The sequence below is a fragment of the Streptomyces sp. NPDC090032 genome, from assembly GCF_044748025.1.
Lineage (GTDB): Bacteria > Actinomycetota > Actinomycetes > Streptomycetales > Streptomycetaceae > Streptomyces.
In genome coordinates this window covers 143,473-166,235 of sequence record NZ_JBIVFF010000016.1, presented here as the reverse complement: position 1 = coordinate 166,235, position 22,763 = coordinate 143,473, and the positions used below count along the sequence as shown (strand labels likewise).

Here is a 22,763-nt window from a genome sequence, read left to right as displayed (position 1 = left end):
ATGAGCGACAGCAACCCCAGCCAGAGCAACAACCGGAGGAGCAACCCCGTGAACCGACTGTCCGCCGAGAACGTCACCCTGGGCTACGACCAGCGTGTGATCGCGTCGGAGCTCTCGGTCGAGATCCCCGACAACTCCTTCACCGTGATCGTCGGCCCGAACGCCTGCGGCAAGTCCACGCTGCTGCGCGCGCTGTCCCGGATGCTGAAGCCCTCGGCGGGCCGGGTGCTCCTCGACGGGCACGCCATCCAGTCGATGCCGGCGAAGAAGGTGGCGCGCACGCTCGGGCTCCTGCCCCAGTCGTCGATCGCGCCGGACGGCATCACCGTCGGCGACCTCGTCTCCCGTGGCCGCTACCCCCACCAGGGCCTGCTGCGCCAGTGGTCCAGCGACGACGAGCGGATCGTGCGGGAGTCGATGGCCTCCACCGGAGTCGCCGAACTCGCCGATCGCTTTGTCGACGAACTGTCCGGCGGCCAGCGCCAGCGCGTGTGGATCGCGATGGCGCTCGCCCAGCAGACCCCGCTGCTCCTCCTCGACGAGCCGACCACGTATCTCGACATCCAGCACCAGATCGACGTACTGGACCTGTGCGCGGAGCTGCACGAGGAGCAGGGGCGGACGCTGGTCGCGGTCCTGCACGACCTCAATCACGCGGCCCGCTACGCGAGCCACCTGATCGCCCTGCGCGGTGGCGAGGTCATCGCCGAGGGAGCGCCGGGCGACATCGTCACCGCGGACCTCGTCGAGCGGCTCTTCGGGATGAAGTGCCAGGTCATCGACGATCCGGAGACCGGAACTCCGCTGGTGGTGCCGGCCGCGCGCAAGGCCAGGAAGGCCCCGGCCCGCGATGTGGAGGCGCCCGCGAAGGCGGTGGCTAAAGCAGCGTCCTGAGCCGCAGCAGGTCGCGGAAGCCGGCCTCCAGCCTGATCCGGCCGGAGGCCCAGGCCCGCGCGAAGTTCAGCTCTCCGTCGACCATCGCGACCAGGTCGTCGCCGGTCATCGCGAGCCGGATCTGCGCCCGGTCGGGCGGCGGCCCGTCGACCGTGTCGAGGACCTCGATCCGGCCGTTTTCGAGCCGGCCCGTGAACGTGATCCCGAGGTCCGTGACATGGCAGCTCAGAGAGCGGTCGAGCGCTGCAGCGCTGCGTACCCCGCCCTCCGCGCCCGCCAGATTGTCCGAGAGTTTGTCGAGTGCGGCACGGCACTCCTGCGTCGTCGCCATCGCGGTCGACCGTACCCCAGTGCTACGGGGTAGCGTCGTGGCATGAACGACTCTCATCCGGACCCCGACCAGGTGCCGGACCAGGCGGCCGGGGCCCCGGAGGCCCGGGACGAACCGTCGTACGAGCCGGCGGCCCCGGCTCCCCTGGGCGTCCCGCGCACCCCCACCGGCAACGCGGACGTGGACGCCGGGCTCGACCGGCTGGCCGACGTCGACCACCTCACTGCCGACGGGCACATCGAGGTGTACGAGGATGTACACCGGGGCCTGCGTGACGCGCTGACCGCGCTGGACGCACGCCCCGAGCCCGCACCCTTGAACCGACACAGGAGCTGAACCGAACGTGGCAGGAGTGGCACGACGCCGCCTCGACGCCGAGCTCGTCCGCCGGAAGCTCGCCCGCTCGCGCGAGCACGCGAGCCAGCTGATCGCCGCGGGGCGCGTCACGGTCGGCAGGACCACCGCGACTAAGCCCGCAACGCAGGTGGAGACGGCCGCCGCGATCGTGGTCACGCAGGACGACAGCGACCCCGACTACGTCTCGCGCGGCGGCCACAAGCTCGCCGGCGCCCTCGCGGCCTTCGTGCCGCAGGGGCTCGTCGTCGAGGGACGCCGCGCGCTCGACGCGGGGGCGTCCACGGGCGGCTTCACCGACGTACTTCTGAGGGCCGGCGTCGCCCATGTCGTCGCCGTCGACGTCGGATACGGGCAGCTAGCCTGGTCACTGCAGAGCGATGACCGCGTCACCGTCAAGGACCGTACGAACGTACGCGAGTTGACGCTGGAGGCGATCGACGGAAAACCCGTGGATCTGGTCGTCGGTGACCTGTCCTTCATCCCGCTCGGCCTGGTGCTGCCCGCCCTCGCGCGGTGTGCGGCGCCCGACGCGGACCTGGTGCTCATGGTGAAGCCGCAGTTCGAGATCGGCAAGGATCGGCTCGGCAGCGGCGGTGTCGTACGCAGCCCGGAACTGCGGGCCGAGACGGTGCGCACGGTGGCCCGGCAGGCGTTCGAACTCGGCCTCGGCGTAAGGGGCGTGACGGCGAGCCCGCTGCCCGGGCCGTCCGGAAACGTCGAGTATTTTCTGTGGCTCCGCGCCGGTGCGCCCGAACTCGACCCGGCGGATGTTGACCGTGCAGTGGCGGAGGGACCGCGTTGACACAGACTCGAGCTCGAACTGTTTTCCTGCTCGCGCACACCGGGCGGCCTGCCGCCATCCGGAGTGCCGAACTCGTCGTCGAGGGCTTGCTGCGCTGCGGCATCGGCGTACGGGTCCTGGAGTCGGAGGCGGCGGACCTGCCGCTCCCGCCGTCGGTGGAGCTGGTGAAGGAGGCGACCCCCGAGTGCCTCGACGCCTGTGAGCTGCTCGTCGTCCTCGGCGGTGACGGGACGCTGCTGCGCGGCGCCGAGTTCGCCCGCGCCTCCGGCGTCCCGATGCTCGGCGTCAACCTCGGCCGCGTCGGCTTCCTCGCCGAGGCCGAGCGCGACGACCTCGACAAGGTGGTCGACCGCGTCGTCACCAAGGCGTACGAGGTCGAGGAGCGCATGACCATCGACGTCGTCGTGCACAGCAACGGCGATGTCGTGCACCGCGACTGGGCGCTCAACGAGGCCGCCGTACAGAAGATGTCGGCCGAGCGGATGCTCGAGGTCGTCCTGGAGATCGACGGGCGTCCCGTCACCGGCTTCGGCTGCGACGGCATCGTGTGCGCGACGCCCACCGGCTCCACGGCCTACGCGTTCTCGGCCGGCGGACCCGTGGTGTGGCCCGAGGTCGAGGCGCTCCTCATGGTGCCGATCAGCGCGCACGCCCTGTTCGCCAAGCCGCTGGTGACGTCGCCGGACTCGGTGCTCGCCGTCGAGGTGCAGCAGCACACGCCGCAGGGCGTGCTGTGGTGCGACGGGCGGCGGACCGTGGAACTGCCGGCCGGCGCGCGCGTCGAGGTGCGGCGCGGGGCGGTGCCGGTGCGGCTCGCGCGGCTGCATCACGCCTCGTTCACGGACCGGCTCGTCGCCAAGTTCGCGCTGCCCGTCTCCGGCTGGCGCGGGAAGCCTCACTAGGACAGCGCGTACGTCGTCATGTCCGTACGACCGTGATCGCGCTGCGGCGCATCACCGACCACACCGGGACACCGGTCGCGAGCAGCGTCAGCAGGAGCGTGCCCGCGACCGTCCCGGCGGCCAGCGTCCACGGGACGTACGGCACGGGGGAGCCGAACGCCGTGTCGAGGATCGGCGCCAGTGTGACGAGCGCGATCAGGGTGCCGAGCAGCAGCGCCGTACCGGCGACGACGACGGCCTCCCACGCGGCCATGGAGCGCACCTGGCCTCGCTGGGTGCCGACGACCCGCAGCAGGGCCACATCCCGGCGCCGCTCGAACGAGATCATGGCGAGCGTGTTGGCCGCGGCGATGGCGGCGAACCCCGCGTACAGAGCCGTACCCATGTAGTCGAGCCACACTTCGCCGGTGCTGCCCGCCGAGCCCGTGCGGTGCTGCGCCGTCGTGTGCAGCGTGACCTTGGTGAGGCCGAAGCCGACGACGAGGACGAGCGGGACGACGGCGGCCGAGAAGCGGCGGGGCTGCGAGCGGACGTTGAGCATCGCGAGCCGCGCACTCGCGCCGAAGCGGCCCACGAGCGCCGAGACCAGCCAGGCCGCGGGGCCCACGATGCGTGGTCCGAGCAGGCCCACTCCCACGCAGAACAGGATCAGGACGAGGAACGCTGCCTGGCCCGCCTCCTCGGCGTCCTGCCGGGACAGCAGCACCGAGAGGAAGCCCGCCCCGGCCACCGCGACCAGGCCGAGCGGCGCCCTGAGCAGGCCGAGGCGCCGCCTGCCCGCCGCCGCCTCGGACAGGGCGTGGGCGGGCCGCAGAAGAGAGAACCGCAGTGACGAGAGCAGCGCGGCGACGGTCGACGTCACCACGACCACCCCGAGACAGACCGGCAGCGCGACCCAGCTGAAGCGGAACGGCACCCCCGGCGGGATCAGGCCGTGCGTGACCATGCCGGAGAACCAGGCCCTGGCGAGCAGCCCGCCGGCAGCGAAGCCCGCGAACGCCGCGGGGACGGACGCGGCGAGGGCCTGCCTCGCCACCGCGCGGCGCACCTGACGCGGGCGGGCGCCGATGGCGCGCACGAGGGCGAGCTCGCGGTGCTGCTGCGTGACGGCCGTACCCATCGTCGAGACGACCACGAAAATCGACATGTAGATCGAACCGATGAGGAGAACGGCCGCGATGTCACCGACGCCGTTCTGCGTGATGCGGTGGCGCGCGCCGGGCGGCAGTCCGTCGGTGCTCGTGGCGAGCAGCACGGTCGTCGACGCGCTCACCACCGTCGCCGCGAACAGCGCGGCGACGGCCGTGCCGACGAAGGCGGGCCGGTGTGCGGTCAGGGCTGCCCGGGCCAGTCCGGTAGTCATGCGATCCAGGGTGCGGGCGCGCGGGGCGCGGGCACCATACGGCCGGCCTCCGCTCCGGCAGGGGGACATCCCCACCCTGGCGGGTGACAACGGATGACAAAAGGGCCGGGCGCAGCCGCCCACGACCTGCGAATTCGGTCCGTGGGGAGGGAAGCGGGGCAGGGCCCGTCGCACATATGGCCCCCGACCTCGTAAGGTCGTGTCCGTGTTGGAGGAGATGCGGATACGGTCGCTCGGAGTCATCGACGACGCGGTGGTCGAGCTGTCGCCGGGATTCACCGCCGTGACCGGCGAGACCGGTGCGGGCAAGACGATGGTGGTCACGAGCCTCGGCCTGCTGCTCGGCGGGCGCGCGGACCCCGCCCTCGTACGGATCGGCGCCAAGGCGGCGGTCGTCGAGGGCCGGATCACCGTGCCCGAGGGCACGGCCGCCATCGTGCGCGCCCAGGAGGCGGGTGCCGAACTCGACGACGGGGCGCTGCTCATCAGCCGTACCGTCTCGGCGGAGGGGCGCTCCCGGGCGCACCTCGGCGGGCGTTCGGTGCCGGTGGGCATGCTGACGGAGCTCGCCGACGAACTCGTCGCCGTGCACGGCCAGACCGATCAGCAGGGGCTGCTCAAGCTGTCCCGGCAGCGGGGTGCTCTCGACCGGTACGCGGGCGACGCGGTCGCCGTGCCGCTCGCCAAGTACCAGGCCGCGTACCGCCGGCTGCGGGCCGTCAGCGCCGAGCTCGACACCATCGTGACGCGTGCGCGCGAACGCGCCCAGGAAGCCGATCTGCTGCGCTTCGGACTCGACGAGATCGCGGCCGTCGAGCCGCGCGCCGGTGAGGACGTCGAGCTGTCGGCGGAGGCCGAGCGGCTCGGTCACGCGGAGGCGCTCGCCTCGGCCGCCTCCTCCGCGCACGCCGCGCTCGCGGGAAACCCCGAGGACCCCGAGGGCGTCGACGCCACCACCCTCGTGGGCGGCGCCAACCGGGCACTCGAAGCCGTGCGTTCCCACGACCCGGCCCTGTCCGCGCTCGCCGACCGGATCGGCGAGATCGGCATCCTCCTGTCCGACGTGGCGGGGGAACTCGCCGGATACGCCGACGACCTGGACGCCGACCCGCTGCGGCTCGCCGCGGTCGAGGAACGGCGGGCCGCGCTGACACAGCTCACGCGCAAGTACGGCGAGACGATCGACGCGGTCCTGGCCTGGGCCGAGCAGGGCTCCGCGCGACTGCTCGAACTCGACGGCGACGACGACCGGATCGGTGAGCTGACCGCCGAGCGGGACGGCCTGCGAGGTGAACTGGGCGCTCTGGCGCAGGCGTTGACGGACTCCCGCACCGAGGCTGCGGCACGCTTCGCGGCCGCCGTCACCGAGGAGCTGGCCTCGCTCGCCATGCCCCACGCGCGCGTGTCCTTCGACATCCGCCGCACCGACGACCCGGACGGCGTCGAACTCGACGGGCGCACGGTCGCCTACGGGCCCTCGGGCGTGGACGAGGTCGAGCTGCTGCTCGCCCCGCACCCCGGCGCCCCGCCGCGGCCGATCGCCAAGGGGGCCTCGGGCGGTGAGCTGTCGCGCGTGATGCTCGCCGTGGAGGTCGTGTTCGCCGGGACCGACCCCGTGCCGACGTATCTGTTCGACGAGGTCGACGCGGGCGTCGGCGGCAAGGCGGCCGTGGAGATCGGCAGGCGGCTCGCCAAGCTCGCCAGGTCGGCGCAGGTCGTGGTCGTCACGCACCTTCCGCAGGTGGCGGCGTTCGCCGACCGTCAGCTCCTGGTCGAGAAGACGAACGACGGGACCGTGACCCGGTCCGGCGTCACCGTCCTGGAGGGCGAGGACCGGATCCGTGAGCTGTCCCGGATGCTGGCGGGCCAGGAGGACTCCGAGACGGCGCGCGCGCACGCGGAGGAACTGCTCGCCACCGCCCGAGCGGACGCCTGACCGGGCCATGGTCAAGCGGGTGGGCAAGGGTACGGACAAGCACATGGATCAGCGTGTGGCGGGCCGGTTCGCGGCTCTCGCGACCGGTGCCGTCGTGGCCCGCGCCGGGTATGCGGCGTTGCGGCGGGCCAGGCCGGGCGGGCCGGCCCTGTGGGAGCGGACGAACTTCGCGGGCCGGGCGGTCGACCTGTGCGCCGGGCCGGCCGTCGTGGCCGGGGCCGTCGCCGGCGCGGCAGCGGCCACCTCGGGGCGCCGGCGAGGGGCCGCCGTCCTGGCCGTGCTCGCCGCCGGGGCGTGCGGCGCGTACGACGACGTGGCGGGCGCCGGTGACCCGCGCAGCGGCTTCCGGGATCATCTGGCGGCGCTGCGCGACGGTGAACTGACCAGCGGGGCCGTGAAGTTGATCGGTATCTCCGCGGCCGGGCTCGCCGCCGGTGCGCTGCTCGAGGAACGGATCGTGGACAAGGCGCTCGCCGGTGTCGTGATCGCGGGCGCGGCCCACTTCGTGAACCTGGTGGACGTGCGGCCCGGGCGGGCGGCCGCGGCCGTGCTCGCGCTCGGGGCGCCCGGACTGCTCAAGGGGGCCCTCGCCGCGGCCCCCATGGGCGCCGTCGCCGCCGTCCTGCCCGAGGACCTCGACGGGCGCACCATGATCGGCGACACGGGGGCACACGCCCTCGGCGCGGCGCTCGGCGTCGCCGTCGTCGCGGGGAACGCGCGCGCCGGACTCCTCGCGCACGCGGCCGGACTGGTCCTCGCGGCGGCATACGGGGACAAAGTGACAGCACTGGCCCGTGGGGCGGAGTCAGTCCGACACGCCTGAATTCACGCGTGTGAGTGATCCCGTACGACGTGTTGCCCATTCCGACACGGTCGGGACTCCGGGCCGGTGCCGGAACGCCCGTACGGGCTGGCATCCTTGGCCCAGACCGTTACGGCGCGACAGCCCCGCGCATTCCGCACCGACCGACCCAGGAGCCCCGGCCACGTGAGTCACGTGAGCAGCCAGCCAGCGCACGGCCAGTCGCCGCTTCGCACCGTGCAAGTGCTGGGCGGCAAGAGCGCCGGAAGCAGCACGCACGTCAGGTCACTGGCCGCCGGGCTCGTCGCCAGGGGAGTCCGCGTCACGGTGTGCGCCCCCGTCGAGGCCGCGCACGCCTACGGCTTCGCGGACGTCGGCGCCCAGCACGTCGCGGTGCCCCGCAGCAGCGACCCCGGGTCCGTCGCGGCGCTCCGGCTCGCCTGCGCCGACGCCGACCTCGTCCACGCGCACGGGCTGCACGCCGCGCTGCGGGCCTCCCTCGCGCTCAGCGGCAGGACCACGCCCCTCGTCGTCACCTGGCACACCCGCTCCCACGCCGAGGGCGCCCGCGCCCACCTGCTGCGCCTGCTCGAACGGCGCGTGGCCAGGTCCGCGTCCGTCGTCCTCGGCACCTCCTCGGACCTCGTCGAGCGGGCCCGCCTCCGCGGCGCCCGCGACGCCAGGCTGGCCGCGGTCGCCTTCCCGTCGCCCCGTCGCCCCGATTCGTCGGAAGCCGCGCCGGTGCCGGGGCCTGAGGGACCCGAGGACCCGGAGCGCCTGCGGCACAAGTCACGGGCCGAACTCGGCGCTGTGGAACGGCCGTTGCTGATGGCTGTCGGCAGCCTCGTGAAGCACCGCGGCTACGGGACGCTGCTGGACGCCGCGCGCACCTGGCGCCACCTCGATCCCGTGCCGCTGCTCGTCATCGCGGGCGAGGGGCCGGAGCGGGGCGCGCTCCAGCGCCGCATCGAGAGCGAGCAGCTGCCCGTACGGCTCGTGGGGCGCCGTGACGACGTCTCCGAACTGCTCGCGTCCGCCGACGTGGCTCTCCTGACCAGCAGTTGGGAGTCCCGCTCGATCCTCGCGCAGGAGGCGCTCCACGCGCGCGTGCCGCTCGTCGCGACGGACGTCGGAGGCATTCCCGAACTCGTGGGCGACGCTGCGGAACTGGTCCCCTACGGCGACGTCGGCGCCCTCGCCGACGCTGTGACACGCCTTCTGTCCGACTCCGCACGCCGTGACGAACTCAGGGAGCGCGGCACCGCACAGGCGGCGTCGTGGCCGACGGAGGACGAGACGGTGGCCCAAGTGCTCAGTGTCTACGACGAGTTGACGGGGGCGCGGCCGGCGGGCTGAGCCGCTTCGGCCTCACGCTCCCCGGCGGGACGCCTCACCCCACGTGCCTGCGCGCCCGCAGCGCCAGGCTCAACGCGAGTACCGTCTGCGGGTCGTCCAGGTCCGTGCCGAGCAACTCCCCTATGCGGGCAAGGCGGTTGTACAGGGTCTGGCGGTTGAGATGGAGCTCGCGGGCCGTCTCAGCCTTGCGGCCCGCGTGCGCCAGATACGTCTGGAGCGTGGGCAGCAACGGGGGCTTGGCACGGCGGTCGTGGGCCTGGAGGGGGCCGATCGCGCGCTCCACGAACGCCGCCAGGTCCGGATGGTCCCGCAGCCGCCACAGCAGCAGGTCGATGTCGAGGCGCCGCGCGTCGTACCAGGGCCGGTCCGACAGGCCCTGCGCCGCCGTGGCCGTCTCGGCCGCGTGCCGCAGGCCGGCCGCGGCCGCGCCCCAGCCGCCCGCGCCGCCGACCACGACGACCGGCGGCTGCGTCCCGGCGCGCTGCATGCCCGCCCGCTCGACCCCGGCCCGCAGTGCCGCGGCCACCCGGTCCGCGACCGCCGTGCGCTCCGAGTCGGACCGCAGCCCCAGCAGCAGGGGGACGCGCCCCTCGACGGGCCGTACGCCCAGCAGGACCGGAACGCCCACCGCGGCCAGCTCCTCGGCGACCGCCCGCGCGAGGACCGCCCAGCCGCCGCCGGGGGAGAGGCCCACCGAACCCACCGACGCCTCGGGCAGCCGCATCACGACCGGCAGCAGCGGCCCCTGGCCACCCGGCTTGAACCCGAGGACGCGCGCCTGCGCCGGGGCGTCGTCGGGCGTGATCCGGCCCTCCGCGAGATCCGTGAGGAAGTCACCGCGGCCGCGCGCCGCCAGCTCCTCCTCCTGGCGGGCCTGCATCAGGACGACGGCGAGACTGCTCGCCGCCCGCTCCGCCGCGATCCGGTGCACGGGCGCCAGCGGGGCCGCGACCGGCAGCAGGACGAGGCGTGCCCGCACGGATCCGGTGCCGGGCCCGCCGCCCGGCACGTCGACGAGCACAGCCCCCGCAGGCGGCTCGTCCCGGTCGGCGGGGCGGCCACGCATCCCCTCCCACACCTGGAGCGGGTCGGCGACCTCGGGCTCGCCCCCGGCCGCGTACAGGAGCTGCCCGTCGGACGTCTCCAGGAACACCGGGTTGCCGCTGAACTCCGCGAGGATGCGCAGGACTTGGGGTACTCCGCCGCCGCCGAGGAGGGCCTCCGTGCAGCGCCGGTGCACCTCCTCGGCGCGCTGGAGGAGCGCGTAGTGCCCGTTGACGATCTCGGTGTGGACCTCCTCGGTGACCGTCACGAACGGCACCTCGCGGTGCAGCTGCACCAGCGGGAGACCGGCCGCGCGCGCGGTCTCCACCAGCGCGGCGGGCAGCCGCGCGAAGCGCTGGCCCAGCTCGATGACGAGCGCGGAGATGCCGCGGTCGGCGAGCTTGCGGACGAAGGCCCGCTGCTCGGCGGGGCGCGTACCGATACCGAACCCCGTGGTCAGGAGCAGCTCGCCGCCCTTGAGGAGCGAGGCGATGTTGGGCACCTCGCCGGCGTGCACCCAGCGCACGGTGCGCTGGAGGCGGTCCGCGCCCGCCACCACTTCCGGGAGCCCGCTGCGCAGACCTGGCAGTTCCAGGGCCCGCTGCACGGTGATGCCGCCCTGGGTGCCGGGCGTGCTGCTGTGGGGGGCCTGAGTGTCCATGGTGCGGACGCTACCTGCGCGCACGGTCCGGGAAAACCTCCGGCCACCAGGCAGGACGCCGTTGACGCCGCCGGCGGCGCGTCCGCAGGGGAACGCGCCGCCGGAAAGGTGATCGGGGAGCCGGCCTGATCCGAACGAGGGGCCCTAGCCGCCGTACGCCCCCGAGGCCGTCAGCCGCAGTGCCGTGTCGATCAGGGGCACGTGGCTGAACGCCTGCGGGAAGTTGCCGACCTGGCGCTGCAGACGGGAGTCCCACTCCTCGGCGAGCAGCCCCAGGTCGTTGCGCAGCGACAGGAGCTTCTCGAAGAGCGTGCGGGCCTCGTCCACGCGGCCGATCATCGCGAGGTCGTCGGCCATCCAGAACGAACAGGCGAGGAACGCGCCCTCGTCGCCCTCCAGGCCGTCGACACCGGCGTCGTCGCCCGTCGTCGGGTAACGCAGGATGAACCCGTCCGGCGTCGAGAGCTCCCGCTGGATCGCCTCGATCGTGCCGATGACGCGCTTGTCGTCGGGCGGCAGGAAGCCCATCTGCGGGATCAGGAGCAGCGAGGCGTCCAGCTCCTTCGAGCCGTACGACTGCGTGAACGTGTTGCGCTCCTTGTCGTAGCCCCGCTCGCACACGTCCCGGTGGATGTCGTCGCGCAGTTCGCGCCACTTCTCCAGCGGCCCGTCCGCGTCACCCGACTCGATGAGCTTGATCGTGCGGTCCACGGCGACCCACGCCATCACCTTCGAGTGAACGAAGTGGCGGCGCGGCCCGCGCACCTCCCAGATGCCCTCGTCCGGCTCGTCCCAGTGCTTCTCCAGGTAGCGGATCAGCTTGAGCTGGAGCAGGGACGCGTAGTCGTTGCGGGTCAGGCCCGTCATGTGCGCCAGGTGCAGTGCCTCGGTGACCTCGCCGTAGACGTCCAGCTGGAGCTGGTGCGCCGCGCCGTTGCCGACTCGTACCGGCGCCGAGTTCTCGTAGCCGGGCAGCCAGTCGAGCTCCGCCTCGCCCAGCTCACGCTCGCCCGCGATCCCGTACATGATCTGCAGGTTCTCCGGGTCGCCCGCGACCGCGCGGAGCAGCCAGTCGCGCCAGGCGCGGGCCTCTTCGCGGTAGCCGGTGCGGAGCATGGAGGAGAGGGTGATCGCGGCGTCGCGCAGCCACGTGTAGCGGTAGTCCCAGTTACGGACACCGCCGATCTCCTCCGGCAGCGACGTCGTCGGCGCGGCGACGATGCCGCCGGTCGGCGCGTACGTCAGGGCCTTGAGCGTGATCAGAGAACGGACCACGGCCTCGCGGTAGGGCCCGTGGTACGTACAGTGCTCGACCCACTCGCCCCAGAACTCCTCCGTCGCCTCAAGCGACCCCTCCGGGTCGGGGAGGGCCGGCGGCTTCTGATGTGAGGGCTGCCACGAGAGGGTGAACGCGATGCGGTCACCCGGCGCCACCGTGAAGTCCGAGTACGTCGTCAGGTCCTTGCCGTACGTCTCCGCGGACGAGTCGAGCCACACGGAGTCGGGGCCCGCGACCGCGACCGTACGGCCGTCGACCTTGTGCACCCACGGCACGATCCGCCCGTAGGAGAAGCGCATCCGCAGCGCGGAGCGCATCGGGACGCGGCCGCTGATGCCCTCCACGATGCGGATCAGCTGCGGCGCACCGTCACGCGGCGGCATGAAATCGGTCACGCGGACCGTGCCGCGGGGGGTGTCCCACTCGGATTCGAGGATCAGTGAATCGCCGCGGTACGTCCGGCGCGCCGCGGCCGGCGGCCCGGCTTCCGCGGAATGAGCGGGTCCCAACCGCCAGAAGCCGTGTTCCTCCGTGCCCAGCAGGCCGGCGAAAATGGCATGCGAGTCGAAGCGTGGGAGGCACAGCCAGTCGACTGTTCCGTCCCGGCAGACCAGGGCTGCGGTCTGCATGTCTCCGATGAGTGCGTAGTCCTCGATGCGCCCGGCCACGTGCATCTCCAGTCGAACGGCCACGTACGCCCCCGGAAGGGCGATCGCTCTGCGGTCTCTGCGGTCAAGGGTTCGTGTTGGTACGTCGTCGTAAGAACGAACTGACGAGCTCTTGTTCCGGGAGTAACGGGCGGGGGTAGTGCCGTTTGCCGGCCTGGCTCGGCAGCGAGTGTCCGAGCAGGATACGACGCAGCGCAGTGATCCGCGCGCCGGTCGCGGCAACAGAAGTGGGCCGAAAGGGTGAGCGATAGGTGAGCAATACGTGAGTGCTGCGTGAGGCTGGGGTGATGCCGTGGTGAGGCATGTGCGGAGCGTGGCCGGAAGCAGCCTCGCCCACTCGCTGTTACCCTGGTAGCCCGTGGACCGGTGCGCTTCTGCAAGAAGTCGAAGCCCCCGAACCGCAGCGACGGCACCCCCGGAAATCTCCGGACCAGGCAAGCCGGTACGCATTCCAGACCGCGACCACGGGAGCCCCCTCTTGGCCATGACGCCCAAATCCACGACGACCAAGCACATCTTCGTCACCGGGGGTGTCGCCTCCTCCCTCGGCAAGGGGCTGACGGCCTCCAGCCTGGGTGCGCTCCTCAAGGCGCGTGGTCTGCGGGTCACGATGCAGAAGCTCGACCCGTACCTGAACGTCGACCCCGGCACGATGAACCCCTTCCAGCACGGTGAGGTGTTCGTCACCAACGACGGCGCCGAGACCGACCTGGACATCGGCCACTACGAGCGCTTCCTCGACGTGGATCTCGACGGCACGGCCAACGTCACCACCGGCCAGGTCTACTCCCAGGTCATCGCCAAGGAGCGGCGCGGCGAGTACCTCGGCGACACCGTCCAGGTCATCCCGCACATCACGAACGAGATCAAGCACCGCATCCGTCGCATGGCCACGGACGACGTCGACGTCGTCATCACCGAGGTCGGCGGCACGGTCGGCGACATCGAGTCCCTGCCCTTCCTGGAGACCGTCCGTCAGGTCCGCCACGAGGTCGGCCGCGACAACGTCTTCGTCGTGCACATCTCGCTGCTGCCCTACATCGGCCCCTCCGGTGAGCTGAAGACCAAGCCGACCCAGCACTCGGTCGCCGCCCTGCGCAACATCGGTATCCAGCCGGACGCGATCGTCCTGCGCGCCGACCGCGAGGTGCCCACCGCGATCAAGCGCAAGATCTCCCTGATGTGCGACGTCGACGAGGCGGCCGTCGTCGCGGCCATCGACGCTCCGTCGATCTACGACATCCCGAAGGTGCTGCACACCGAGGGCCTGGACGCCTACGTCGTCCGCAAGCTGGACCTGCCGTTCCGCGATGTGGACTGGACGACCTGGGACGACCTGCTCGACCGCGTCCACAACCCCGACCACGAGATCGTCATGGCGCTCGTGGGCAAGTACATCGACCTGCCCGACGCCTACCTGTCGGTGACCGAGGCGCTGCGCGCCGGCGGCTTCGCCAACAAGGCCCGCGTCAAGATCAAGTGGGTCACGTCCGACGACTGCAAGACCGCGGCCGGCGCCAAGAAGCAGCTCGCCGACGTGGACGCGATCTGCATCCCGGGCGGCTTCGGCGACCGAGGAGTGTCCGGCAAGGTCGGCGCGATCCAGTACGCCCGCGAGAACAAGATCCCGCTGCTCGGCCTCTGCCTCGGCCTGCAGTGCATCGTGATCGAGGCCGCGCGGAACCTGGCCGACATCCCCGACGCGAACTCCACCGAGTTCGACGCCGCCACCGCCCACCCGGTCATCTCCACGATGGCCGAGCAGCTCGACATCGTCGCCGGTGAGGGCGACATGGGCGGCACCATGCGCCTGGGCATGTACCCGGCGAAGCTCGCCGAGGGCTCCATCGCCCGCGAGGTGTACGACGGCAAGGAGTACGTCGAGGAGCGCCACCGTCACCGCTACGAGGTGAACAACTCCTACCGCGCCGAGCTGGAGAAGAAGGCCGGGCTGCAGTTCTCCGGCACGTCGCCGGACGGCAAGCTCGTCGAGTACGTGGAGTACCCGCGCGAGGTGCACCCTTACCTGGTCGCGACCCAGGCGCACCCCGAGCTCCGCTCCCGCCCGACCCGCCCGCACCCGCTCTTCGCGGGCCTGGTGAAGGCGGCCGTCGAGCGCAAGACCGGCTCCGCGGCGAACGGCAAGAAGGCCAAGTAAGCCGTGTAGGACAAGGGTTGTACGGTTGCCGGGGTACGTGCCTTTTGGGGCGCGTGCCCCGGTTTCTGTTGCCCCGGCTTTTTTATGCGCGTAGTGAGGATGTGTCGACATGACGACGATCAAGGACACCGCCGAGGAGTGGGAGGTCCGTGCGACCGAGACCCCCTTCGTCGGGAACAAGACCTCTGTGCGCACCGACGACGTGGTCATGCCCGACGGCTCGGTCGTCCGCCGCGACTACCAGGTCCACCCCGGCTCGGTCGCCATCCTCGCCCTCGACGACCAGGGCCGCGTCCTGATCCTCAAGCAGTACCGCCACCCCGTGCGGCACAAGCTCTGGGAGATCCCGGCCGGCCTGCTCGACATCCCCGGCGAGAACCCGCTGCACGCCGCGCAGCGCGAGCTCTACGAGGAGGCGCACGTCAAGGCCGAGGACTGGCGCGTTCTCACCGACGTCTACACGACCCCCGGCGGCTGCTCCGAGGCCGTCCGCGTCTTCCTCGCCCGCGACCTGTCCGAGGCGGAGGGCGAGCGCTTCGAGGTGGAGGACGAGGAGGCCGACATGGAGCTGGCCCGTGTCCCCCTGGAGGAGCTGGTACGCGGCGCGCTGGCCGGAGAGCTGCACAACAACTGCCTGGTGGTGGGGGCGCTCGCGCTGACCGCCGCGTTGGGTGCGGGTGGGGTGGAGTCGCTGCGGCCCGCCGAGGCGCCGTGGCCTGCGCGACCGTTCGAGGTGTAGACGCGGGCCGTGCACCGGAGGGGCCGACTCCCATTGGCCCCTTCGGTCACACCATCGGCTGATCCGATTGAGGGACTTCCCCGTGCCGCCCGCCACGGAACGCCGTTCCGCCTGAACTAGGCTCTGAAAGCGTCCCGCCCGAACTCCCGGCGGGTTCGGCACAGGTGGACGGAGCGTGGCCCGTGACGGATCAGGCGGTCGAACCGAAGGGCGGGCTGAAGGGTAGTCAGTTCCTGGGCCGCAGCCGTGAGTTGAAAGAACTGCGCGCCGACATCGAGCGCGCCGGACTCGACACGATCGCCGGGCGAAAAGCGCCACGCGCGCGCGTGCTTCTCATCGCGGGCCGCCCGGGATCCGGTCGCACCGCGCTCGCCGAGGAACTCCTGAGCCGGCTCGCCGCCGACTACCCGGACGGCATCCTGCGGACCCGCCTCACCGCCCCGGACGGCACTCGCGTCCCCACCGAACGCACCGCACGCGAACTCCTCGACACCCTCGACCTGCCGGCGCCCCCCGGCGAAGGCGAGGACGACCTCGCCGAGCGGCTGCGCGAAGGACTCTCCGTCCGTAGGGCCGTGCTCTTCCTCGACGACGCGGCGGACGCCGAACAGGTCGACCCGCTGCTCCCCGAGACCCCCGACTGCCTGGTCGTCGCCGTGTCCGAGGGACCGCTGACCGGTATCTCCGACGTGCGGCCCTGCACCCTCGGCGGCCTCGACACGAAATCCGCGCTCGAACTGCTCGGCCGGCACACCGGATCGGTCCGCATCACCGTCGACCCGCGCTCCGCGGAGTCCCTGGTCGAGGAGTGCGGGTCCCAGCCCGCGGCGCTGATGCTGGCCGGCGGCTGGCTCGCCGTACGGCCCAAGGAGGCCGTGGCGGACCTGGCCAAGCAGCTGCACGCGCAGACCGACGACGGCCCCGCGCTCGCCCGTGTCTTCCAGCACGCCTACGCGTCCCTGCCGGTGCCCGCCGCCCGGATACTGCGCTACCTGTCCCTCGCCCCCGAGGGGCACGTCGACCCGCACACCGCGTCCGCGCTGGCCGGCTGCTCCGTCTCCGCCGCGCAGACCACCCTCGACGACTTCACCGTGCTCGGCCTGGTCCGGCGGGCCGAGTCCGAGCTGCCCCAGTACGAGGTGCCCGGCTGCCTGATGCCGCTCCTGCGCGGCCTGACCGAGACCCACGACCGGCCCGGCGAGGTGCAGCTGGCCCGCGCCCGGATGCTGGAGCGCACCGTGCGCCTGCTCCAGTCCTGCCGCGCGGTCACCGAACCGGACGGCTCGCCCGCGCGCAAGAAGCTCGCGGGGCTGCCCCGCGCCCTGCGCTTCCCGAGCCCCGCGGCCGCCGCCGAGTGGTTGCGGGTCCGGCGGCCCGCACTGCTGGCCGCGGCCCGTCTCGCCGTCGCCGACGGGGAGCTCGACACCCTGGCCAGGCGCCTGATGGCGGCCCTGACGCGGGCCCTGGCCGCGCACGTCGGCACCGAGGCCGCCGCCTCCGACCTCTACGGCATCCACCGTCTCGTCCTCGACGTCGCCGAGCGCAGGAAGCTGCCCCGTGAGAAGGCCGCGGCCCTCCTGAACCTCGCCGACCTCGACGCGCGGACCGGCCGGACCCAGGCGGCGCTCACCCGCTACCGGGCCGCTCTGGACGCCGGACGCGAAGCCAGGGACCCGTACGCGACCGGCCGCGCGATGGAATCCGTAGGTGGCGCGTACCAGCAGCTGGGGGACTGGCACCGGGCCGCCGACTGGTACGGGCGCGCCCTGGCCCAGCGGCTCACCCGCGGCGAGCGCGCGGACGCCGCGCGACTGCACGGCCGCATCGGCACGGTGAACACCTACGCGGGCCGCTACGGCGAGGCGCTGCGCAGCTGGCGCTCGGCCGCCGCCGGGTACCGCAAGGAGGGCGATGTCGCAGCTCAGGCGCGGGCGTTGAGCGAGATGGCGCGTGTCCAGGAGTACGCGGGCCGGCCCGAGGAATCGCTGCAGACCTGCCAGGAAGCGGTCGAGTGGGCGCGCCAGGCCAAGGACGTGCGGCTGCAGGCCGCGCTGCAGCTCCGCCTGGCCGACACCCTCGACCGGCTCGGCGACCCCGCGGCGGCCAAACTGCACCGCGGTGCGGCCGAGCGCATGCTGGGAGAGGAGCTACCGATCGAAGGAAAGACTCCGGAAGAGGACGCTGACGCCTACGAAATCCGCAGTGCATCCAAAGAAGATTGATGCTTTGAAAGGCTAGACAGCTAGAAATCCTTCATTAGACTGGCTCCGCCGCGTACTTCCGTGGTGTCTCCCGGTGCGCCCCCTAACGCACTGGTATGTAGTGCATTGCCCGAGAAATCCCTGAGCCAAGGACCGTGATCGACGATGAAGGTCGGCATCCCCCGCGAGGTCAAGAACAACGAGTTCCGGGTGGCCATCACCCCCGCCGGTGTGCACGAGCTCGTGCGCAACGGCCACCAGGTCTTCGTCGAGCAGAACGCCGGCGTCGGCTCCTCGATCACGGACGACGAGTACGTCTCGGCCGGTGCGCAGATCCTCGGCACCGCCGACGAGGTCTGGGCCATCGCTGACCTGCTCCTGAAGGTCAAGGAGCCGATCGCGGAGGAGTACCACCGCCTCCGCAAGGACCAGACGCTCTTCACCTACCTGCACCTCGCCGCCTCCAAGGAGTGCACGGACGCGCTCCTCGAGTCCGGCACCACCGCCATCGCGTACGAGACGGTCGAGACCGCGAACCGCGCGCTCCCGCTGCTCGCCCCGATGTCCGAGGTCGCGGGCCGCCTGGCCCCGCAGGTCGGCGCCTACCACCTGATGGCCGCCCAGGGCGGCCGCGGTGTCCTGCCGGGTGGTGTCCCGGGCGTGCTCGCCGCCAGGGCCGTCGTCATCGGCGGCGGCGTCTCCGGCTGGAACGCCGCGCAGATCGCCATCGGCATGGGCTTCCACGTGACCCTGCTCGACCGCGACATCAACAAGCTCAAGGAAGCCGACAAGATCTTCGGTACGAAGATCCAGACCGTCGTCTCCAACGCCTTCGAGCTCGAGAAGGCGTGCCTCGAGGCCGACCTGGTCATCGGTGCCGTCCTCATCCCGGGCGCCAAGGCCCCGAAGCTGGTCACCAACGAGCTCGTCTCCCGCATGAAGCCGGGAAGTGTCCTTGTCGACATCGCGATCGACCAGGGCGGCTGCTTCGAGGACTCGCACCCGACGACGCACGCCGAGCCGACCTTCCCGGTCCACAACTCGGTCTTCTACTGCGTCGCCAACATGCCCGGCGCCGTGCCCAACACGTCGACGTACGCGCTGACGAACGCCACGCTGCCGTACATCGTCGAGCTCGCGAACCGCGGCTGGGTCGAGGCCCTGCGCCGCGACGCGGCGCTCGCCCTGGGCCTCAACACCCATGACGGCAAGGTCGTTTACCGCGAGGTCGCCGAGTCCCACGGCCTCGAGTACACCGAGCTGGAGTCCCTGCTCGGCTGACGCTGACGCCTCTTCGACCACTTTCGTCAACGGAAGTCGTCAATCTCACGCCTGCGGCCGGACCTTGTGAGGGGTCCGGCCGTATGCGTATCACTTGCGCATCAATACGGACTTGGTCAACTCGCCTCGAACGTAACCCTTTAACCGATTCGCGCACCCGCGAAACGCTTCGAACCGGCGCCGCGCACCCTTGACACAAGGGTGTTCCGTTGCCGACACATCGGGCCGGGTCCGGCGGATTGTGTTGCTGCGGACCGGTGACACGCCATAGAGTCGCCAACCGTCGGCATGGTGCCACGCTGACCTATCTAGAAGTTTCCTGGTCACCAAGGAGGTAAGACGACTTGTGAATGAGTCGACATTTACTCCCGGGGGTGGTCAACCAGGAACGGTTGCGAGGGAGCAAGGTCCCGCGGGGCTCGAGGCTGTCGGCTCCGTCGCGGTCCGTACCTTTGCCGCCCGTCAGAGCAGCCCCCTGCAGACGCAGACAGCACCCCAGAGCATGGATGGCCATCACGTGAACGCCATGGCCGGCGACCGAAGTGGCGAACGCACCCACTTCGCCGACTACGACGAACTGCCCGAGGGGCACTTCTACGACCCCGACGCCGAGTACGAGCCGGACCCCGAGTACGCGGCCACGCTCGCCCCCGACGCTGCCCGTCAGCGTCGCGAGCGCGTCGGTCCGACCGGACGTCCGCTCCCGTACTTCCCGATCCCAGGCCCGCTGACCGACCACGGCCCCGCGAAGATCATCGCGATGTGCAACCAGAAGGGCGGCGTCGGCAAGACCACGTCGACCATCAACCTGGGTGCCGCGCTCGCGGAGTACGGACGCCGGGTCCTGCTCGTCGACTTCGACCCGCAGGGCGCGCTCTCGGTCGGTCTCGGCGTGAACCCGATGGAACTCGATCTGACGGTCTACAACCTGCTCATGGAGCGGGGCATGGCCGCGGACGAGGTCCTCCTGAAGACCGCGGTCCCGAACATGGACCTGCTGCCGAGCAACATCGACCTGTCCGCCGCCGAAGTGCAGTTGGTGAGCGAGGTCGCGCGCGAGTCCACGCTCCAGCGGGCGTTGAAGCCGCTGATGGCCGACTACGACTACATCGTGATCGACTGTCAGCCCTCGCTCGGCCTGCTCACGGTGAACGCCCTGACGGCGGCTCACAAGGTGATCGTGCCGCTCGAATGCGAGTTCTTCGCGCTGCGCGGTGTCGCGCTGCTCACGGAGACCATCGAGAAGGTCCAGGAGCGGCTCAACCCCGACCTGGAGCTCGACGGCATCCTCGCCACGATGTACGACTCCCGCACGGTGCACAGCCGTGAGGTGCTCGCGCGTGTGGTCGAGGCGTTCGACGATCACGTCTACCACACCGTGATCGGCCGGACCGTGCGCTTCCCGGAGACCACGGTCGCCGGTGAGCCCATCACGACGTACGCCTCCAACTCGGTCGGCGCGGCCGCCTATCGCCAGCTCGCCAGGGAGGTGCTCGCCCGGTGTCACGCCGAGTGAGTCTGCCGGGGGCCGACGAACTGTTCCGTACGACCGGGGGAATGGGGCTCCAGGCCTCCGCCCCGAGGCGCCCGGTCAACGGCGAGGCACGGGTACCCGCTCCGGCGGGTGAGAGCGACGCCGTCGCCGCGGAGGACAAGCAGCGCGGCGAGGGCGGTGAGAGCGCCGAACACGCGGCGGCGGACGACGAGTCGGGCGAGTCCCGCAGCCGCGCCACCGAGGGCGACAAGCCCGCGGGGCGCCGCCCCCCGCAGGCGCAGGAAGGTTCTGCCTCCGCGGGGTCGTCGCGCAAGCGCTCCCGGGCGGCCGCCAACCGGCGGCCGAGCGGGCGTGAGCGCCACGACGAGAAGATCACGGTGTACGTCTCCGCCGAGGAGCTGATGGACCTCGAGCATGCGCGCCTCGTGCTCCGCGGGGAGCACGGGCTCGCCGTGGACCGCGGCCGCATCGTCCGCGAAGCGGTCGCCGTGGTGCTCGCCGACCTCGAATCGCGCGGAGACGCGAGCATTCTCGTACGCCGACTGCGCGGGCGGTAGCGGTAACGTCCGCCTGATGCCCGCGAACAACGACGACTCCTCCACGCCCGGCCGGGGCGCGCGGCGACGCGCGCTGGGCCGGGGACCGGGGACGACGGGCCTGCCGGCGCCTGAACCAGAAGCAGACCCGGAACCGGAACCGGAACGCGGGGTCGTACCTGAGCCGGAATTCGTTCCTGAGCCGGATCTTGTTCCGGTGGCGGGACCCGGCCCGGATCTGGAGCTTGAGCAGTCTGCGGGCCCTGTGTCATCGGCCCCCGAGCCGATGCTCCCGGTCGAGCCCGTCACCGAGCCCGAGCCCGTCACCGATCCCGAGCCCGAGGCCGTCACCGAGCCCGAGCCCAGCCCGGAGCCGGTGCTCCCCGCCGTGGGCGAGCCCGTCGCCGAACCCGCGGACGCGCCCGATGACGGGCGGTTCAAGGTGCGGCTGGCCAACTTCGAGGGGCCCTTCGATCTGCTCCTCCAGCTGATCTCCAAGCACAAGATGGACGTCACCGAGGTCGCGCTGTCCAAGGTGACCGACGAGTTCATGGTGCACATCCGTGCCATGGGGCCCGAGTGGGATCTCGACCAGACCACCGAGTTCCTCGTCGTCGCCGCCACGCTCCTCGATCTCAAGGCGGCCCGGCTGCTGCCGACCGCCGAGGTCGAGGACGAGGCCGACCTCGCGCTCCTCGAAGCACGTGACCTCCTGTTCGCCCGCCTGCTCCAGTACCGCGCGTACAAGAAGATCGCCGACATCTTCAGTGAGCGGCTCGACGCGGAGGCGCGGCGCTACCCGCGGACCGTCGGTCTGGAGCCGCACCACGCGGAGCTGCTGCCGGAAGTCGTCATCAGCATCGGGGCGGAGGGGTTCGCCCGGCTCGCCGTGAAGGCGATGCAGCCCAGGCCGAAGCCGCAGGTGTACGTCGACCACATCCACGCCCCGCTGGTCAGCGTGCGCGAGCAGGCCGGGCTCGTCGTGGCGCGGCTGCGGGAGCTGGGCGAGGCGAGTTTCCGGGTGCTGGTGGAGGACACCGACGACACGCTGACCGTCGTGGCCCGCTTCCTGGCGCTTCTCGAGCTGTACCGGGAGAAGGCCGTCAGCCTGGAGCAGGAGGAGGCCCTCGGGGAGCTTCTCGTGCGGTGGACCGGCGGGGAGAGCGAGGGGGAGCCGACCGTCACGGACGAGTTCGACAGGCCTCCCGAGACGGCTGACAAGGCCGGTGGCGAGACGAAGGACGGGCGGGGCGCGGCAGAGGCCGGGCGGCGCGGGGCAGAGGAGATGCGGGGATGACGGGCATGAGCGGGCAGGAAGCCGTCGCCGGGGCCGACCGGGTCGCCGAGCTGGATCTCAGGCCGGCCCTGGAAGCCGTACTGATGGTCGTCGACGAGCCGGCGACCGAGGAGCACCTCGCGAAGATCCTGGACCGGCCCCGCAGGGCCGTGGCGGACGCCCTGCGGGAGCTGGCGGACGAGTACACCGTCCAGGGCCGCGGCTTCGAGCTGAGGCTCGTGGCGGGCGGCTGGCGGTTCTACACCCGGCCTCAGTACGCGGCGGCGGTCGAACGATTCGTGCTCGACGGGCAGCAGGCCCGGCTCACCCAGGCAGCTCTGGAGACCCTCGCGGTCGTCGCGTACCGGCAGCCGGTGAGCCGTTCGCGGGTCTCCGCCGTGCGCGGAGTGAACTGTGACGGCGTGATGCGGACCCTGCTCCAGAGGGGTCTCGTCGAGGAGGCGGGCGCGGAACCCGAAACAAGTGCGATCCTGTACAGGACGACGAACTACTTTCTGGAGCGGATGGGCCTGCGAGGCCTGGACGAGCTCCCGGAGCTGGCGCCCTTCCTTCCCGAGGCGGACGCGATCGAGGCCGAGACGCAGGAAGGGGTCCCGTCGTTCGACCCGGACGCACCCGATGCGCCGGGTTACGAGGACGCAGACGACTAGACGGAAATTTT

19 protein-coding genes are annotated in these 22,763 nt (G+C 71.8%); 15 read left to right on the top strand and 4 right to left on the bottom strand.

The annotated features are described in order from the left end of the window. On the top strand, positions 1–894 hold the full coding sequence (locus ACIPWY_RS33965; RefSeq protein WP_362909641.1) for an ABC transporter ATP-binding protein: 894 nt from the start codon (positions 1–3) through the stop codon (positions 892–894). Here the strand turns inward: ACIPWY_RS33965 and ACIPWY_RS33960 are convergent. Beyond that, on the bottom strand, positions 878–1,225 hold the full coding sequence (locus ACIPWY_RS33960; RefSeq protein ID WP_383896196.1) for an SCP2 sterol-binding domain-containing protein: 348 nt from the start codon (positions 1,223–1,225) through the stop codon (positions 878–880). The genes ACIPWY_RS33965 and ACIPWY_RS33960 overlap by 17 nt on opposite strands. Before the next feature lie 42 nt (positions 1,226–1,267). Between ACIPWY_RS33960 and ACIPWY_RS33955 the strand changes: the two genes are divergently transcribed. The 3 genes from ACIPWY_RS33955 to ACIPWY_RS33945 are packed head-to-tail and all read left to right on the top strand — an operon-like array spanning position 1,268 to position 3,286. Beyond that, positions 1,268–1,561 (top strand): hypothetical protein, encoded by a 294-nt coding sequence (locus tag ACIPWY_RS33955; protein WP_362909645.1) that lies wholly within the window; start codon positions 1,268–1,270, stop codon positions 1,559–1,561. Between the two features lie 7 nt (positions 1,562–1,568). Next, complete coding sequence (locus ACIPWY_RS33950) at positions 1,569–2,384, top strand: TlyA family RNA methyltransferase (RefSeq protein WP_362909647.1); 816 nt, start codon at positions 1,569–1,571, stop codon at positions 2,382–2,384. After that, positions 2,381–3,286: an NAD kinase gene (locus ACIPWY_RS33945; protein ID WP_362909649.1), complete on the top strand. Its 906-nt coding sequence runs from the start codon at positions 2,381–2,383 to the stop codon at positions 3,284–3,286. Before ACIPWY_RS33950 ends, ACIPWY_RS33945 begins: the two co-directional genes overlap by 4 nt. A gap of 16 nt (positions 3,287–3,302) precedes the next feature. Here ACIPWY_RS33945 and ACIPWY_RS33940 read toward each other — a convergent pair whose 3' ends face one another. Then, entirely contained in the window at positions 3,303–4,649 is a 1,347-nt protein-coding gene (locus tag ACIPWY_RS33940) for an FtsX-like permease family protein (RefSeq protein WP_362909650.1), read from the bottom strand. Between the two features lie 217 nt (positions 4,650–4,866). On the opposite strand from ACIPWY_RS33940, the gene recN reads away from it, so the two are divergent. From recN to ACIPWY_RS33925, 3 genes are all read left to right on the top strand, one after another. After that, positions 4,867–6,585 (top strand): DNA repair protein RecN, encoded by a 1,719-nt coding sequence (recN, locus tag ACIPWY_RS33935; RefSeq protein WP_362909746.1) that lies wholly within the window; start codon positions 4,867–4,869, stop codon positions 6,583–6,585. Positions 6,586–6,628: 43 nt separating this feature from the next. After that, on the top strand, positions 6,629–7,408 hold the full coding sequence (locus ACIPWY_RS33930; protein ID WP_393704713.1) for a hypothetical protein: 780 nt from the start codon (positions 6,629–6,631) through the stop codon (positions 7,406–7,408). Positions 7,409–7,573: 165 nt separating this feature from the next. After that, the gene (locus tag ACIPWY_RS33925) at positions 7,574–8,743 is read left to right on the top strand and encodes a glycosyltransferase family 4 protein (RefSeq protein ID WP_362909652.1); all 1,170 of its coding nucleotides are present in this window, start codon (positions 7,574–7,576) and stop codon (positions 8,741–8,743) included. Positions 8,744–8,777: 34 nt separating this feature from the next. On the opposite strand, the gene ACIPWY_RS33920 is transcribed toward ACIPWY_RS33925, so the two are convergent. Both ACIPWY_RS33920 and ACIPWY_RS33915 read right to left on the bottom strand, forming a co-directional pair. Continuing rightward, positions 8,778–10,448 carry a PucR family transcriptional regulator gene (locus tag ACIPWY_RS33920; protein ID WP_362909653.1) on the bottom strand — a complete coding sequence of 557 codons (1,671 nt, stop codon included), beginning with the start codon at positions 10,446–10,448 and terminating at the stop codon, positions 8,778–8,780. Positions 10,449–10,592: 144 nt separating this feature from the next. Then, positions 10,593–12,401 carry a glycoside hydrolase family 15 protein gene (locus tag ACIPWY_RS33915; protein WP_362909748.1) on the bottom strand — a complete coding sequence of 603 codons (1,809 nt, stop codon included), beginning with the start codon at positions 12,399–12,401 and terminating at the stop codon, positions 10,593–10,595. Positions 12,402–12,879: 478 nt separating this feature from the next. On the opposite strand from ACIPWY_RS33915, the gene ACIPWY_RS33910 reads away from it, so the two are divergent. The 8 genes from ACIPWY_RS33910 to scpB all read left to right on the top strand — a co-directional run bounded on the left by ACIPWY_RS33910 (position 12,880) and on the right by scpB (position 22,752). Then, positions 12,880–14,553 (top strand): CTP synthase, encoded by a 1,674-nt coding sequence (locus ACIPWY_RS33910; protein WP_393704716.1) that lies wholly within the window; start codon positions 12,880–12,882, stop codon positions 14,551–14,553. Positions 14,554–14,662: 109 nt separating this feature from the next. Further along, a complete protein-coding gene (locus ACIPWY_RS33905; protein WP_362909655.1) occupies positions 14,663–15,292 on the top strand; it encodes an NUDIX hydrolase in 630 nt (209 codons plus the stop codon). A 182-nt stretch (positions 15,293–15,474) separates the two neighbouring features. Beyond that, entirely contained in the window at positions 15,475–17,514 is a 2,040-nt protein-coding gene (locus ACIPWY_RS33900) for a tetratricopeptide repeat protein (protein WP_362909656.1), read from the top strand. A gap of 144 nt (positions 17,515–17,658) precedes the next feature. Beyond that, entirely contained in the window at positions 17,659–18,774 is a 1,116-nt protein-coding gene (gene ald / locus ACIPWY_RS33895) for an alanine dehydrogenase (RefSeq protein ID WP_362909657.1), read from the top strand. Positions 18,775–19,120: 346 nt separating this feature from the next. Continuing rightward, on the top strand, positions 19,121–20,290 hold the full coding sequence (locus ACIPWY_RS33890; protein WP_100599009.1) for a ParA family protein: 1,170 nt from the start codon (positions 19,121–19,123) through the stop codon (positions 20,288–20,290). After that, complete coding sequence (locus tag ACIPWY_RS33885; RefSeq protein WP_362909658.1) at positions 20,275–20,826, top strand: hypothetical protein; 552 nt, start codon at positions 20,275–20,277, stop codon at positions 20,824–20,826. The genes ACIPWY_RS33890 and ACIPWY_RS33885 overlap by 16 nt, the downstream gene beginning before the upstream one ends. A 16-nt stretch (positions 20,827–20,842) precedes the next feature. Continuing rightward, positions 20,843–22,102: a segregation/condensation protein A gene (locus ACIPWY_RS33880; protein WP_362909659.1), complete on the top strand. Its 1,260-nt coding sequence runs from the start codon at positions 20,843–20,845 to the stop codon at positions 22,100–22,102. After that, positions 22,099–22,752, top strand: a complete 654-nt coding sequence (scpB, locus tag ACIPWY_RS33875) for an SMC-Scp complex subunit ScpB (protein WP_383896224.1) — start codon at positions 22,099–22,101, stop codon at positions 22,750–22,752. The genes ACIPWY_RS33880 and scpB overlap by 4 nt, the downstream gene beginning before the upstream one ends. Positions 22,753–22,763 lie beyond the last annotated feature (11 nt).

What these genes read in the sequence shown, in the direction of transcription:
- ACIPWY_RS33965 (WP_362909641.1), top strand. Translation starts at nt 1, where the DNA reads ATGAGCGACAGCAACCCCAGCCAGAGCAACAACCGGAGGAGCAACCCC.
- ACIPWY_RS33960 (WP_383896196.1), bottom strand. Translation starts at nt 1,225, where the DNA reads ATGGCGACGACGCAGGAGTGCCGTGCCGCACTCGACAAACTCTCGGAC.
- ACIPWY_RS33955 (WP_362909645.1), top strand. Translation starts at nt 1,268, where the DNA reads ATGAACGACTCTCATCCGGACCCCGACCAGGTGCCGGACCAGGCGGCC.
- ACIPWY_RS33940 (WP_362909650.1), bottom strand. Translation starts at nt 4,649, where the DNA reads ATGACTACCGGACTGGCCCGGGCAGCCCTGACCGCACACCGGCCCGCC.
- recN (WP_362909746.1), top strand. Translation starts at nt 4,867, where the DNA reads ATGCGGATACGGTCGCTCGGAGTCATCGACGACGCGGTGGTCGAGCTG.
- ACIPWY_RS33930 (WP_393704713.1), top strand. Translation starts at nt 6,629, where the DNA reads ATGGATCAGCGTGTGGCGGGCCGGTTCGCGGCTCTCGCGACCGGTGCC.
- ACIPWY_RS33920 (WP_362909653.1), bottom strand. Translation starts at nt 10,448, where the DNA reads ATGGACACTCAGGCCCCCCACAGCAGCACGCCCGGCACCCAGGGCGGC.
- ACIPWY_RS33915 (WP_362909748.1), bottom strand. Translation starts at nt 12,401, where the DNA reads ATGCACGTGGCCGGGCGCATCGAGGACTACGCACTCATCGGAGACATG.
- ACIPWY_RS33910 (WP_393704716.1), top strand. Translation starts at nt 12,880, where the DNA reads ATGACGCCCAAATCCACGACGACCAAGCACATCTTCGTCACCGGGGGT.
- ACIPWY_RS33905 (WP_362909655.1), top strand. Translation starts at nt 14,663, where the DNA reads ATGACGACGATCAAGGACACCGCCGAGGAGTGGGAGGTCCGTGCGACC.
- ald (WP_362909657.1), top strand. Translation starts at nt 17,659, where the DNA reads ATGAAGGTCGGCATCCCCCGCGAGGTCAAGAACAACGAGTTCCGGGTG.
- ACIPWY_RS33880 (WP_362909659.1), top strand. Translation starts at nt 20,843, where the DNA reads ATGCCCGCGAACAACGACGACTCCTCCACGCCCGGCCGGGGCGCGCGG.
- scpB (WP_383896224.1), top strand. Translation starts at nt 22,099, where the DNA reads ATGACGGGCATGAGCGGGCAGGAAGCCGTCGCCGGGGCCGACCGGGTC.